The sequence below is a fragment of the Planctomicrobium mucosum genome (assembly GCF_051466335.1).
Lineage (GTDB): Bacteria > Planctomycetota > Planctomycetia > Planctomycetales > Planctomycetaceae > Planctomicrobium.
The window spans coordinates 1755941-1769512 of sequence record NZ_CP195793.1; the positions used below are offsets into that span (position 1 = coordinate 1755941).

A 13572-nucleotide genomic window follows, 5' to 3' on the forward strand; every position below is an offset into this window, starting at 1 on the left:
GCCAATTTGTGTCTCTGCGAGCACTCCGGTGCGGGTGGATCACGCTCGAATCTCTGGAACTGTTTCGTTAACCTCTAGTCCTGAAAGCGGTTCGAACTGAAACAGGAGATCCCTGTTTCAGTTTCCAACGATCCTTCACTGCGGTATGGCACTCATGATTTCCTCCCCCACGTCTGACGTCCGTTCAATTCTCGAGAAGGCAGTCGCTGGCGAGCGACTTTCGCGAGAAGAGGGTGTTGCCCTGTTGCGAACGCACGATCTGACGGCCCTCGGGTGGGCAGCAAATGCCGTCACGCAGCGACTCCATCCGGAAAACTACCGGACTTACAACATCGATCGGAATATCAACTATTCCAACGTCTGCGCTGCGGTGTGTGATTTTTGTGCGTTCTATCGACCGGTGGGGCACGAAGAAGCCTATGTGCTGACAGAAGAGGCACTGTTTCAGAAAATTCAAGAGACGGTTGACCTCGGCGGTGATCAAATTCTGATGCAGGGGGGGCTTCATCCCAAGCTGCCGTTGGAGTGGTATGAGAATCTGTTGCGATCGATGCGAGCCAAATTTCCGCAAGTGAATATTCACGGGTTCAGTCCCCCGGAACTATGGCACTTTCACAAAATCAGCAAACTCCCATTGGAGACCGTGCTCCGTCGACTGAAGGACGCTGGTCTGGGGAGCCTTCCCGGGGGAGGCGGTGAGATTCTTGTCGATCGCGTACGCTCGCAGATCACTCGGGGGAAGGTCCTGACTGATGGCTGGCTGGAAGTGAACAAAGTCTGGCATGAGATCGGTGGGAAAAGCACCTGCACGATGATGTTCGGGCACGTCGAAACTCTGGAAGAGCGGATCGAGCATCTTGATCGCCTCCGTACGCAGCAGGACGAAACCGGTGGGTTCACCGCATTCATTTGCTGGACACATCAGGCACCTCACAAGGCTCCATGGTTCGGGCGCGATGCAGAGCATGGTCGCAAGGGTGGGGTCGATATGTCGGTTCTTCCTGAAGCGGGAGCGTTCGAGTACCTGAAAACACAGGCTGTCGCTCGGTTGTTCCTCGACAATATTCCCAACATTCAGTCGTCCTGGGTCACTCAGGGGGAGAAAATTGGACAAATGGCACTCTTTTTCGGTGCCAACGACATGGGAAGCCTCATGATTGAAGAGAACGTCGTTTCACAAGCAGGGACGACGTTTCATCTGACTCTGGAACAGATTCGTCGCTGCATCTCAGATGCAGGGTTTTCGCCTCGGCAGCGAAATGTGTATTACGAATTGATTGATTGATTGAATTTCTCCCGCATCAGCCGATCGGGCAGACCGCCGCAGCTGAATTCGTGTTGTTTCGACGGTGATTTATCCCTCAACGGAACTTGCTTCAATCAGATTGGCTTCAGAGGCTGCATTTCAGTAAAACACTGGTTTCCTGATTGAGTCTTCGTCGGACTTTCAGGATGCGCTCGAAGGGCTCGCGCTGAGTGCGCTGATGTCGTGTGTGCGGTTTTCTAAAGCTTACAAGTGGATTGAAATGCGAATTCAGCAAGTTTACTCCAATGGATTCGGGCTATCCTTCGAGATCTTTCCACCCAAGACCGAACAAGGTGACGCATCTCTGTTCGAGCATCTTGAAGAACTTCGGAAGCACAATCCGGCATTTATCTCATGCACCTATGGCGCAGGGGGAAGTACCCGCAATCGTACGATTGACTTGTGCCGCGTGCTGCAAGACCGATTTGGTCAGGTGGCGACTGCTCACTTCACCTGTGTCGGATCGACTCGCGAAGAGTTGTTGAGCTGGTTGCGTGATGTCTGGTCGCTGGGCATCCATAACATTATGGCACTTCGGGGAGATCCTCCTGCCGGCGAGACCGAGTTCAAAGCGGTTGAAGGGGGACTGAACAATGCGAACGAACTCGTCACTCTGATCCGTGAGAGTTTTCCGGAAATGGGGATCGGCGTAGCCGGTTATCCGGAAAAGCATCTTGAAGCCCCGAGTATGGCGGTCGACCTTCAGAATCTGAAGCGGAAAGTTGATGCTGGAGCGGATGCGATTTTCACGCAGCTCTTCTTCGTCAATGACCACTATTTCAAATTCTGCTCAGAGGCGAAATCACTCGGGATTAATGTCCCCATCGTTCCCGGAATCATGCCTGTTACAGAGTTCAGCCGTATTCAACGCATCGTCAAAATGTGCGGGACTGACTTCCCTCCGGAACTGTACAACGATCTGGAAGCTGCACAGAACGACAAACAGGCACAGTTCGATATCGGTATCAACTTTGCGATCAAGCAATGTCAGGAACTGATTGACCGAGGTGTTCCCGGAATTCACTTCTATGTGATGAATAAATCCGACGCTATCGAACGGATCCTCAGCCAGACCAAGTACAACAAGTAGTACAGATCTCTTTCGAGGATGGCGTTCTTGGCCATCCGGTGAAATTTCAAACGCTGCCACTCATCCAGTTTGAGCGGCAGCGTTTTTTTGGTCGCGGCCGATTCTGGTTATTCGAATCCAATGAATCCGCGGGCGGCCATTGGAATGCGGCGGCCTGTTCCAAATGCTCTTGGTGAGAGCTTCACACCCGGGGCGGCCTGGCGGCGTTTGAATTCATTACGGTCCAGACGCACCACGACCCATTTCACTGTCTCAGCGGGAAACTCGCCGACCAGATCACTCGGGGAGCGTTCGTGATCGATGAGGGCTTCGAGAATCGCGTCGAGGACGGGGTACGGGGGAAGTGTATCTTGATCAAACTGGTTCGGTGCTAATTCTGCGCTTGGTGCCTTCTCGATCACGCTGACAGGAATGATCTCCCGCCCAGCTTGCTCGTTCACGAGTTTGGAAAGTGCGTAGACATCACGTTTGTAGAGATCGCTCAGCACTGCGAATCCTCCGCACATATCCCCGTACAATGTGCAATACCCGACAGCCAGTTCGCTCTTGTTTCCTGTCGCGAGTGCAATCCAGTTATGGCGATTGCTGCGGGTCATGACGATGCCGCCACGGATTCTCGCTTGCAGGTTTTGCTCAGCGAGCCCTCCGGGCTGAGAGGAGAGATCCTCACGGATGTCCGGAAGTTGTTCGAACGCTGAGTGAATGGTGTCGATAGGAACGATCGACCAATTCATTCCTAACTGCTTGGCGAGTGAAATGGAGTCGTCGATGCTGTGCTGGCTGCTATACCGACTGGGCATCAGAATGCCGTGGACATTCTCTGCCCCGATTGCACGTGCTGCTATGCAGGCTGCCAATGCACTGTCGATCCCTCCAGAAAGACCCAGAACACACTCTTTGAATCCTGACTTCCGCATGTAGTCCGCAAGTCCCAGAGTCAATGCATTCAGCAGGTCTGTCTCGCGTTTGTAGACCGGTATGATGGCTGGCTGCGCGGTTGATTCCGTGTCGATGACGATGAGGTCTTCGCTGAACCCTTTCGCTACGGCGATGAGTTCCCCCTTGCTGTTCATTGCGAAGCTGTTGCCATCGAAGACGAGATCGTCATTCGCGCCGACTTGATTCACGAAGAGAAACTGCTTGTGATGCTCTTGGGTATGTCTTCGAACCAAGCGGTGACGACGTTCAAGTTTCCCTGCTTCAAAAGGACTCGCAGACAAATTGATGAGGATTTCCGCCCCCTGGTCAACAAGTGTTTGAATCGGATTCGGAAGCTGTCGATCGGTTTCTGGTTCTCCCCACCAGGCGTCTTCGCAAATGTGAACTCCGAGTTTGACGCCTTGAAATTCAATCGGACGAATCGAAGAGGCAGGGTGGAAGTATCTCTTCTCGTCGAAAACGTCATAGTTCGGAAGAAGAGATTTCTGAGTCGTGGCGACAACTTTTCCTTGATGCAGCAGCGTGGCACTGTTTGAAAAGAGTGCATTACGTTTCTGAAGCTGGCTTGGGTGCCCGACCAGAATTCCGAAGGAGTCATCCGTGAGAGCTGCCAGTTGGTCGACGACCGCATCGCACGCTGCGACAAAGCCATCTCGCTGGAGATAGTCTCTCGGGGTATAGCCGGAGATGGCGAGTTCGGAAGTGATGAGGAGCTGCGCGCCGAATTCACGTGCTCTGAGAGCAGCCTGTTCAATTAGCTGAAAGTTGCCCTGTACGTTTCCAACGATGGGGTTGAGCTGGGCGAGGGCAATCTTCATGAGACGAATTCCGCTGGATGTCTTCTGGCAGTTCGAGCAAAAGTGTTTGAAGCAAAAACTGATGGATGCAACATGTTACAACCTCAGTCAAATTGCAGACAGTATTCCACGCAAACTGGGGTGTTTTGATAATCAGTTTTTTCCTGAACTGAAATCGGACAGGGTGAGCTATGCCGCAGCCGGACAAAGTGACTCGATGATTTCGCGAGAATATTCCCTGAATTCAGGCAGCATGGTGCAAACTCACCAAAAACTTTGATTGAATATGGGGTGGGTTTCCATAATTTTGACTGAAAGGCGAGGATTGAACGCGGTGTTAAACAGGTAACATCCGTTGATGTCGAGGAAAGAGGGAAGTTGAGGGCAGGGAGCTCCGAGAGCTTGTGACTTCAGTAGAGAAGAGATGAATACAGAATCTCAAACTAGTTCAGAGGGGACGTCGCCTGAAAACGAGGAGTCGCCTCTCTGGCTGCAATTGGTTCAGCGATATCAGGTTTATCTGATGAGTGGGCTGATCCATTTTGCAATCCTATTGACGATGGCGTTGGTTGTCGTGCCGGGTCTGGACCCCAAAGAGGGGGCCATCCTCGTTGTCGATAACGCTGTCGATCCGTTCCCTGTCGTGGAACTCGAAGAACATTTTGAGATCACTCCACAGCTGCGGGAATCGATGGATCCCGGAGTTGCTGATATGGCGCTCCCATCAGAAAAAATTGTTGACACACCGAGTCCCGTCGATGTGAATGTCAACGACAAGGAACTGGCCTTTGCCGCTGAGAACGCCGTGTTTCTGGAAGGGCTTCCAACGGCAGGGGCCTATAGCGGTCGCACTGAAAAAGGGCGGTCTATCCTTGCGAGTGCGTACGGGGGAACAGCAGGAAGTGAGGCTGCCGTTGCGAACGGGCTGGAATGGTTGAAGCGACATCAAAAGAACGATGGTGGCTGGAGTTTTGATCACCGTTGCCCGGATTGCGATGGCACCTGTTCCAACCCCGGTAACGAAGCTGCTGCAACGGCAGCGGCCACGTCGATGGCTTTGCTCTGCTTCATCGGAGCAGGGCATACGCATGAAGAAGGCAAGTACAAAGAGGAAGTGAAGAAAGGGCTGAATTTCCTGAAGACTGCCGTTCGCACTGCCTCGACGACCGGAGACGCCAGACAGATCACTTCTGGCGGGGCAGGTGCGTATACGCAGGGTTTCGTCACAATCATGTACTGTGAACTGTTTGGTTTGACGCGAGATCGGAGTATTGGTCACGCGGCCGAGCGATGCATCAAATTCATTATTGATGCGCAGCATCCACGAAATGGAGGATGGCGCTATCAGCCCGGTGATCCGACTGGTGACACCTCGGTCGTAGGGTGGATGATCATGGCCCAGACCAGCGCCAAAATGTCGAGAATCAGTGTTTCGCAGAAGTCGCAACGATTGGCGTCGAAGTTTCTGGACTCTGTCGAGATGGAAGGGGCGTACTACGGGTATACCGGGCCCTCAAAGAATCCCTCGACAACTGCGATTGGGCTGCTGTGTCGAATGTATGAGGGGCGGAAAAAGACGGATGCAGGTCTCGCCAAAGGGGTCGCCTATCTGAGCGAGATCGGCCCCATGCGCGACAACATGTATTACAACTACTACGCCACCCAGGTTCTGCATCATTGGGGCGGTGAAGATTGGAATCGCTGGAATGCTGTGATGCGGGAAATTCTGGTGCAAACACAGGATCAGGAAGGGCATGGGAAGGGGAGTTGGGCGCCGCGCGATCCTCATGGATCATCTGGCGGACGACACTACATGACGTGCCTGTCGATTCTGACATTGGAAGTTTATTACCGGCACCTTCCGATTTTTCAGGCACGTTCTGTTGGCGATAGCGACGCGAAGAACGAACAGGAATCAAGGAAGACATCGAAGTGAGGGAAGTCGCTCCGGTTGTAGACTGCGTTTGAGATGCAGATTTACTTGTGCAGAATCAGTTTTCCGCTTTTCGTCAGGCGGAGTCTGTAGGTCTCTTCGCCATGCTTAATGAGAACCTCACGGCCATTTTTGAAAATTGCTGACGAATCGATGCAATCCAACCCTGTTTGCTTGTGGACAGGCTGGTCGATGCGTGAGTGATTTGGATGCGGTGACGGTTCGTTCACGATGGTGTCAATGCGGCATAAAGATTCGTTGCCCTGATCGAGCCGATTTCCTAAGGATTTGGCGGTCGGGCGGTGGTCATAACACGCCATTAGACGAGTTTTTGACCACTTTTCTTTCCCACAAAGCCCTCAGGCGTGGCTCGCTGATTGTAGTGAAACTGAGACTCAATGTCAATTGCGACTGGCGTCGAGGTAGAATGGAGTATGACGGTGGTTGCGGTGGAGCGATTCTCCAACGCCATCGGGCAGGTCCCTGCTTCAGTTTTACTGGAGAGAAGACGTCCCCGAGCCTTTGATCAGTCCTCGACGGCTGGCGGCTCAGTATCCTGTTCCGCGTTAAGCATGTTTGGAACAGGTTCGGGAGTTCCGCCTCCCGCGTGCGGGGAGTCCGGCTCTTCCTGAAGTGACAGAAGCAATTGCATCGCCTCACGATAGCGAGGGGCGATCTCTAGCGCCTGCAACACGTGTCTACGGGCCTCAGCAAAATCGCCTTGCTTCTGCAGCAGCTTGGCCAGTCGAAAATGCAACTCACCCGGGTCATGCGGGCTGAGTTGTAGGAGGATTTTGAGTGCTGAAATCCCTTCAGTAGGTCGATCTTCCTGTTCCGCCGTGCGTGCGAGAATGCTGTAGGGGAGTGGAAGGAGTGGATTGATTTCCAGCAACCTGAACGCATCACTCCTCAACTGTGCGGAGTCCGGGCCGTTTTCGTCGAGCGTCAACAGTCGGATTAACGCCAGACCCGGGTCGTCGTTGAGATCGATCATTTCCCGAAGTCGTCGCCGTTCTTCAGGTGTGTTGTTGAGTTTCCGGTGCATCTCTGCCAGCAGCGACAAGGAACTGCTGGTTCCTGGTTCTGTTGGGAAGCACTCTACTGCCATCTCCAGGACAGTGGCCGCCTGAATGTACTTTTCCAGTTTGATCAGTATCTGTGCGCATTCTTTCAGTCCCAGGTACTGTCTGGGGTGTGCCGCAGCCCAGTCCATGACTGCCTCTGGGATGGTCTCAGGATCCTGATTCAACAGGTCAGAGAAGTCTTCAGTTTCCCAGATCACATTCGGTCCGAATTGCATGGCAGCGTTCGTTGCGAACTGTTCGAACTCTTCTTCGAGCTGCTGCATGGGTGCTGTATGACGTTCGATCGCTTCGTTGATGTGCATGCCGATCGCAAGATCGTTCAGGATATCGATCAACGCCTCGACGCCATAGGTGTTGATAATGTGTTCGACAACCAGCGACGACTCGAAATAGGCGAACATCAAGTGTTCGGGGGTTTTAGGCTGCATGAACGATCCGCTCAGTTCGCTGATCGGGGCGAGTTCTCCTCCGAGAATCATTCTTCGATAAGAAGGGGTCATTTGTTCGCCCCAGCGAGGATCTTTCTGGCGTTCTTCGTACACCGAAATTCCTTCGCTCAACCAGCGGGGCATGAGATTGTGCGTCTTGTTCAACGTGACGACATGGACAAATTCGTGCCATAGCACGGACTTCCAATTCACCATTAAGGGGGCTCGGGCCACAGGGCTGGTGGCGGTGATGACGTCGCCGAAGCAGACGCCAAGGAAACTCCCAGCACCGGGGAGCCCGAATGTTCGGACTGCGAAGTCGCTTGGGTTGGGAAAGATCTCGACAAAAATGGTCTCGGGAAGTTCGAGTTGATACTTCTCGCAAAGAATCGCTTTTGCTTCATGCAGGAGTTGAACAACCTGATCTCCATAAATCGCAGCTTCCTTCTTTTCCATCCGGATTTGGAAGCCGGGTGACGTCAGAATTGTGAATCCACGAAGTTCATCACGAAGTGTCACGAGATTAAAGCTAGTGACATCATAGGGATCGATTGAATTTGCCAGCCTGGCCCGCTCCCAACCTTCCTCTTCCTGTCCGAGTCGGAGCAGGTCCATGGCCAATTGCTTCATGGCGGGGTGGTATCGATTGTTCAACGCCAGTGACAGCCGTTGTCGGTTAGCACCCGCCTCGAATCGGTATTTCTCAGAGAGAATGCGTCCGATCTGGTGGTCAACCGCAGGGTTGGACTTCCAGGTCGAGAGTGCCAGACTTCGCAGTTCGTCTCCTTGAGCGTCGTTGTTTTGTAGAAAGTGAATCGCCGCCGAGTAGGCGAGGGCTTCGGGATGAACAGCGTTGACGGAGAGAATGGAATCGAGAGTTTCAAGGGCCTGCTCGTATTGTTCGGCGTTGATCCAGTTTTGAACGTTCATGAGGAGTGCACCGGAGTGCTGCGGATTCACCTTCAGGATCTTTTCGATGAGTTCAGTCGACAGGTCGGCGTCGGACCCGGCGACTGCACGGGCGAGTCCATACATCGCTGCGACGTGATTCTCCTGAAGCGTCAGCGCTTTGCGGAACGACTCCGCGGCGAGCGAGTAGTCCCGTTTTTCAAGAGCGAGTTCCCCGGTGGCGACAAAGGGTTCAGGAGAGTTCGGAGCGATCTTCTCGGCGGATTTTAGAAGAACCGTCTGCACGCTTTTGGGATCTGCATTCGCCCTGAGCATCGCTTTCGCAGCCAGTAGGAGATCGGAGAGCTCCGCTCCTCTGCGTGAGAGATTTTGCTGGAGCACATCTCGAGCAATTCGGTAGTGGAGCGGACTGATCTCCTCTTTTCCGACGTACGGAGCAACTTCTGCGAGCTCGAAGTTGAGCTGCGGAGAAACCCTTCGGAAGGTGAGTGCCTCGAGCAGCGTTTCGTACGCTTCCTGATATTTCCCCGTAGCGACTTCGGAGCGGGACTTCAGCAGGACGAACTGCTCGTAGCTCAGTGTATTCGGATCCAGGTTCTCCGCTGCAAGCTCAATGGCCTTCTCGTATTGGCCCGTCATCCAATGCTGTTGGCAATCTTCCAGCGGACCAGCGCAGGATTCTCTCGCTGACATCGCGCTCAGCAGTGAGGCGATTAGGACGAAACAAAGTCCATTTTGAAATGTCATGGCTCGTTCCCATTCACGGAGATTGAATTGAATGATTGTAATGAATTTTCAATTCGGTTTGCTTCTGGGAACCGAGTTTTCCGGGTTACGGCGGTGGAATAATCCGCAAATGAGTTGTAACCGTGATGACTGCCGGAAACGTCCAGCGGGGGGATGTGTTGTTAGTGCATCAGAGTATGAATTCCAGAAAATTGAGGGATTTCCTGTTTGCTTTTGAACGTAAGGTATTTCGAAGAAGAGAGTGGTTCTCTTCGGAATCGAAAGAAAACTCTCCAAGCACATTCCAATGCTGAATAGAAAACCCTCCATTCGAACTCAATCCACGCGAACATCCCGATCCGGGTTGGTTTTGGTGGAGACTGCCGTCGTTGCAGCAGTGTTCGGCGTGTTTCTTGCCGGCATTCTGGAAGTGAGTCACGCCTATATGGTGACAAGCGCCATGAATGCAGCTGCAAAGCGGGCTGCACGATTTGGCTCGGTTGATGGGGTGACGACAGCGGAAGCGACGAATTTCGCCCGGTCCATGCTCAAGTCTTCGATACGACCCGAGCTGGCGACGATCGTCGTTAAGAATGCAACTTCGTTTGAATCCCCGACGTTCAACCCTGCAACGGTCAATTACAACTCGTTGCCAAATTATGAACTGAGCACAGGGAAACGGTCTGAGATGTTCATCGTTCGGATTACGGTTCCTTATCGAAACATCTCCCTGCTTCCACCGTTCTGGTTAAAGAACGCCACGTTGAAAGCACAAGCAGCGACTCGCCACGAATAGGAATGGAACAGATGTTACGCAGAACGGTTCGCGATGAAATTCCAGCAGCATGTGAAGAACGAAGCGGTATCGCGATTGTCGAGCTTGCTGTCGTCCTTCCCGTGTTCATGCTCATCGTGATGGGGATCGCTGAAATGTCCAGAGCTCTGGAAGTTTCAGAAAAGATCTCCAGCGCGATCCGCCAGGGCGCAAGGACTGCTGCTGCTGAGATTATGGACGTCCTCCCCACGGGGTGGACTGCAAACCAAAAGGTTGACAAGGACATTCGCAATTTGTTGATCGCAAGCGGAGTCGATGCTTCGAAGATCGATATCAAAATCACACATGCTGACGGGCCAGATGTGGGGAAGACTTTCGATCTGCAAGACAGAGCAAACTACCTCAAGTACTACCGGATTACAGCATCGGTGGATTACAAGGATGTCGGCTTGTTTGCGAAATTTATGGCAGGGAAGAGAATTTATTCGACTGTCGTGTTCCGATTGGGACGCACATCTCTTTCGAGTTAATTTACATTTATCGGAATTAAAATGAAAACCAGAAGTTTGGTTACATTGGGCGGGCCGAGCCATTTTTCAAGAACCTCGGACCGACGCGGAAGCATCATGGTCCTGGCAGTCGTCCTGATGATTGGACTACTGGCTGCTGCCGCGGTGAGCGTAGACGTTGGATTTTTGCAGGTGCAAAAAACACGCATGCAGAACGCTGTCGACGCGGCAGCGTTAGCGGCTGCACAGGAAATTACTGAGGCTGTGATGAAGGCGCCCGCGGGAACTGCTGATCCTGCGGGATATGCGCTCGAATCCGCCAGGCAAACAGCGAAGTACGTCGCAGGCCTGAGTGGTATCACAGTTGACCCTGTCAACGGAGTGGAATTCGGGCAGCGCGTCTATAACTCGTCCACTAAGCAGTGGGTCACGACTTGGGGGGCGCGTCCTGCCAACACGGTCAAAGTGACAGCACGGCGAAGTAATGGAGACGATGATGGCCGTGGCGGTCGCGTTCGGTTCTTCTTCGGTCAGGCTGTTGGGGTGGGCTTCAAGTCGATCGAAACCAATGCCATCGCTTACGTTCAGGCTCGCGATATTGTCGTCTGTCACGACTTCTCACGTTCGATGAACTTCGATAGTCATTTTTCAGATGACGATGGTTCGACCAAGCTGGCCAAGTCACTGATCGTCGAGAATCTTCGCACCGCGTGGGATGATTTGACGGTGAAGCCGTCCGGGTTTTCATTCGAACCTCAGTATCTGACTGTTGTTGACAATACTTCAAATTCAACGACAGATGCGACATTCCGCGGCAAAGAGGTCGACATTACTTCCACGACGAATATCAGCAGAATTGTTCTCTCGTCGGGAAGTGGATCGAAGACTTACAACTATTCCGGGACAACCCGAAGTGCGACGGTTTCTGCCAATTCCGATGCGACAAGTGTCACAATAACGGTGTTGAACCCGTCGACAAATCGAACCGTGAGCAAGACGCTCTCGGACAACGTGACAAACTTTCGAGCTGCATTCAATCTCCCTTCGTCGTATCCATATCCAGGTGGAAGTTGGACCGACTACTACAATCACTGCAAGAACAACTCCGAGCTTGCAGATGCTGGATATCGGAAGATGTACGGTGGTTTGACGTTCTTGAACTACACCATCTTCACCAACTCGTCTTACAGTTCAACACCGTACTTGATTCGCAGCCGGCTGTATCCGTTTGCCGCCATCAAACTCGGGCACCAGATTCTCTGTGATTTTCTGGAAGACCTGTCCTTTGATGACCGGATTGGAATGGTGAGTTACGACTCGAGTCACCGCGTCGAGAGCGTTCTCAACGATCGGTACGATTCATCGATTCCCAAAGTCGACATCACTTCATCACCGGTGAGTAGAAATTACCAGGCGGTGAATAACCTGATGAAGTTTAAGCAGTGTAATTACTACTCTGCAGCAACGAACATGGGAGGAGGACTCGGGACGTCGACCAGCCTTCTCGAGCGGGAGTTAAGAGGAGGAGCACAGCCAACGATTCTCCTCATGACCGATGGTCAAAGTAATACGATGGATGTCGGCCTTGGATTTATATTTCCTGCCCTTTGGGATTGGAACGGGCTGTTCGACTATGATGGCGACGGGGCTCGGGACTACTACACGACCGATGTTCAGAAGCGGTACGTGCTCTTCAAGGCCAAGGAAGCTGCAGACAAAGGGTTCGTACTCCATACGATCGGTGTGGGAGCAGGTGCCGATGTGGAATTGCTGCGGGCGATTTCATGGATCGGAAGAGGAACCACGTTGTACGTTCCCGGTGGGACCAGTGCTGAAGTAATGGAAGCAGAGATGCTCAAGGCATTCCGTGACATTGCATCGAAAGTTCCCCCAGCGAAGTTGCTCAATGAAGAAGGAAGCTGATTAATCGGAGACGTGGCGATCCTTGCATCGCTCGTTGACGACAGTGCAAACAAAAAGAGCCGTACATTCAAATGTACGGCTCTTTTCAATTCTGGATCACGTTTAGTTGATCATCCCGCGTCGCTTCAGTTCAGTGACGACGCTCTTGACGATGTGATTGACATCGCCACCTTGCCCATTTCGGGACTGTGGAAGCGGGCAACCGCTGACTGGTTGATCTGCAAACCCGTGTTCCGAAAGCAGGCATTGCAGTGTCTTGCTCAGATTGGACAGGTCCGAAATCTGTTCGTCGGACATCGGTTGGCGTCCGCGTCCCATGTTGAATCCACGGAGATTCACCGCAGCGCGGAAGCCTTCCGGGAATTCAGCCTGATAAATCATCGTGTCGAAGAGCTTGATCAGGTCGTACTGAACAGTACGCGCCTCATCAATGCGGTTTGAGACGGTTAATTCGTAGAGTCGGCGGGTCACTTCGGGGACGACACCGCTACTGGCGTTCGTTCCACCATCGCAGCCGACGAGCAACATCGGCATCAGCGCGGAATCCCAACCCGTCAGGAAGCTGAAATCTGGGCGATTCGGACGAACTGCCTGAATCATCCGGATCATGTGGGAAAGATCTCCCGAAGAGTCTTTGATCGCGACGATTCTCTCGCACTCTTCGCTCAGACGTTGCAGCGTTGGTACGTCGATTGGGCTCGCGAACATCGGGATGTTGTAGAGAGTTACGTCGATTGGGGTGTTGCGTCCGATCTCGCGGAAGTACGCGTAGACACTTTGTGGACTGAGCTTGTAGTAGAAGGGGGCAACGATCGCGACCGCCCGTAGACCGAGGTCTGCGTAGAATTCACAGGCTGCGAGGGTTTCACGGACGTTTGCCTCTGCAGCACCAGCGAGAATGGGGACTCGCCCCTTGACTTGGTCTGCAATGATCTGGGCAATTCGGCGTCGTTCTTCCATTGTGAATCGAGTAAACTCGCCAGTGGAACCGTTCGGGTAGAGCCCGTGGACACCGCGTTCGATCAGCCATTCGACGTACCGCCGAAGCTCTGCTTCGTTAATTTCGCCGCGCGAGTCCAATGGGACGAGATTTGGTGTGAAGACTCCTCGCAATTTGCGAGAATCAATATTCTGGTTGGTCATTTTTCGATT

Annotated in this window: 10 protein-coding genes; 6 read left to right on the top strand and 4 right to left on the bottom strand. The window is 52.8% G+C overall.

Annotated elements, in window-relative coordinates; genetic code table 11:
* Nucleotides 1-154: 154 nt before the first annotated feature.
* Entirely contained in the window at nucleotides 155-1285 is a 1131-nt protein-coding gene (mqnC, locus tag SH668x_RS07160) for a cyclic dehypoxanthinyl futalosine synthase (protein ID WP_437188012.1), read from the top strand.
* Nucleotides 1286-1526: 241 nt separating this feature from the next.
* Nucleotides 1527-2396 (top strand): methylenetetrahydrofolate reductase [NAD(P)H], encoded by an 870-nt coding sequence (gene metF / locus SH668x_RS07165; protein ID WP_437188013.1) that lies wholly within the window; start codon nucleotides 1527-1529, stop codon nucleotides 2394-2396.
* 107 nt (nucleotides 2397-2503) lie between these two features.
* Here metF and SH668x_RS07170 read toward each other — a convergent pair whose 3' ends face one another.
* Nucleotides 2504-4153, bottom strand: a complete 1650-nt coding sequence (locus SH668x_RS07170) for an NAD+ synthase (RefSeq protein WP_437188014.1) — start codon at nucleotides 4151-4153, stop codon at nucleotides 2504-2506.
* Between the two features lie 403 nt (nucleotides 4154-4556).
* Between SH668x_RS07170 and SH668x_RS07175 the strand changes: the two genes are divergently transcribed.
* Nucleotides 4557-6068, top strand: a complete 1512-nt coding sequence (locus SH668x_RS07175; RefSeq protein ID WP_437188015.1) for a prenyltransferase/squalene oxidase repeat-containing protein — start codon at nucleotides 4557-4559, stop codon at nucleotides 6066-6068.
* A 41-nt stretch (nucleotides 6069-6109) separates the two neighbouring features.
* Here SH668x_RS07175 and SH668x_RS07180 read toward each other — a convergent pair whose 3' ends face one another.
* Nucleotides 6110-6385 (bottom strand): hemin uptake protein HemP, encoded by a 276-nt coding sequence (locus tag SH668x_RS07180; RefSeq protein ID WP_437188016.1) that lies wholly within the window; start codon nucleotides 6383-6385, stop codon nucleotides 6110-6112.
* A gap of 206 nt (nucleotides 6386-6591) precedes the next feature.
* Nucleotides 6592-9234 carry a tetratricopeptide repeat protein gene (locus SH668x_RS07185; protein ID WP_437188017.1) on the bottom strand — a complete coding sequence of 881 codons (2643 nt, stop codon included), beginning with the start codon at nucleotides 9232-9234 and terminating at the stop codon, nucleotides 6592-6594.
* Between the two features lie 286 nt (nucleotides 9235-9520).
* On the opposite strand from SH668x_RS07185, the gene SH668x_RS07190 reads away from it, so the two are divergent.
* The 3 genes from SH668x_RS07190 to SH668x_RS07200 all read left to right on the top strand — a co-directional run bounded on the left by SH668x_RS07190 (nucleotide 9521) and on the right by SH668x_RS07200 (nucleotide 12420).
* On the top strand, nucleotides 9521-10009 hold the full coding sequence (locus SH668x_RS07190) for a TadE/TadG family type IV pilus assembly protein (protein ID WP_437188018.1): 489 nt from the start codon (nucleotides 9521-9523) through the stop codon (nucleotides 10007-10009).
* Nucleotides 10010-10020: 11 nt separating this feature from the next.
* Nucleotides 10021-10518, top strand: coding sequence for a TadE family protein (locus SH668x_RS07195; protein ID WP_437188019.1), 498 nt, complete (start codon nucleotides 10021-10023; stop codon nucleotides 10516-10518).
* 96 nt (nucleotides 10519-10614) lie between these two features.
* Nucleotides 10615-12420 (top strand): pilus assembly protein TadG-related protein, encoded by a 1806-nt coding sequence (locus SH668x_RS07200; RefSeq protein WP_437188020.1) that lies wholly within the window; start codon nucleotides 10615-10617, stop codon nucleotides 12418-12420.
* Nucleotides 12421-12522: 102 nt separating this feature from the next.
* Here SH668x_RS07200 and SH668x_RS07205 read toward each other — a convergent pair whose 3' ends face one another.
* Nucleotides 12523-13563 carry a dihydrodipicolinate synthase family protein gene (locus SH668x_RS07205; protein WP_437188021.1) on the bottom strand — a complete coding sequence of 347 codons (1041 nt, stop codon included), beginning with the start codon at nucleotides 13561-13563 and terminating at the stop codon, nucleotides 12523-12525.
* Nucleotides 13564-13572 lie beyond the last annotated feature (9 nt).

What these genes read in the sequence shown, in the direction of transcription:
- SH668x_RS07180 (WP_437188016.1), bottom strand. Translation starts at nt 6,385, where the DNA reads ATGGCGTGTTATGACCACCGCCCGACCGCCAAATCCTTAGGAAATCGG.
- SH668x_RS07200 (WP_437188020.1), top strand. Translation starts at nt 10,615, where the DNA reads ATGGTCCTGGCAGTCGTCCTGATGATTGGACTACTGGCTGCTGCCGCG.
- SH668x_RS07205 (WP_437188021.1), bottom strand. Translation starts at nt 13,563, where the DNA reads ATGACCAACCAGAATATTGATTCTCGCAAATTGCGAGGAGTCTTCACA.
- SH668x_RS07195 (WP_437188019.1), top strand. Translation starts at nt 10,021, where the DNA reads ATGTTACGCAGAACGGTTCGCGATGAAATTCCAGCAGCATGTGAAGAA.
- SH668x_RS07185 (WP_437188017.1), bottom strand. Translation starts at nt 9,234, where the DNA reads ATGACATTTCAAAATGGACTTTGTTTCGTCCTAATCGCCTCACTGCTG.
- SH668x_RS07175 (WP_437188015.1), top strand. Translation starts at nt 4,557, where the DNA reads ATGAATACAGAATCTCAAACTAGTTCAGAGGGGACGTCGCCTGAAAAC.
- metF (WP_437188013.1), top strand. Translation starts at nt 1,527, where the DNA reads ATGCGAATTCAGCAAGTTTACTCCAATGGATTCGGGCTATCCTTCGAG.
- SH668x_RS07170 (WP_437188014.1), bottom strand. Translation starts at nt 4,153, where the DNA reads ATGAAGATTGCCCTCGCCCAGCTCAACCCCATCGTTGGAAACGTACAG.
- mqnC (WP_437188012.1), top strand. Translation starts at nt 155, where the DNA reads ATGATTTCCTCCCCCACGTCTGACGTCCGTTCAATTCTCGAGAAGGCA.
- SH668x_RS07190 (WP_437188018.1), top strand. Translation starts at nt 9,521, where the DNA reads ATGCTGAATAGAAAACCCTCCATTCGAACTCAATCCACGCGAACATCC.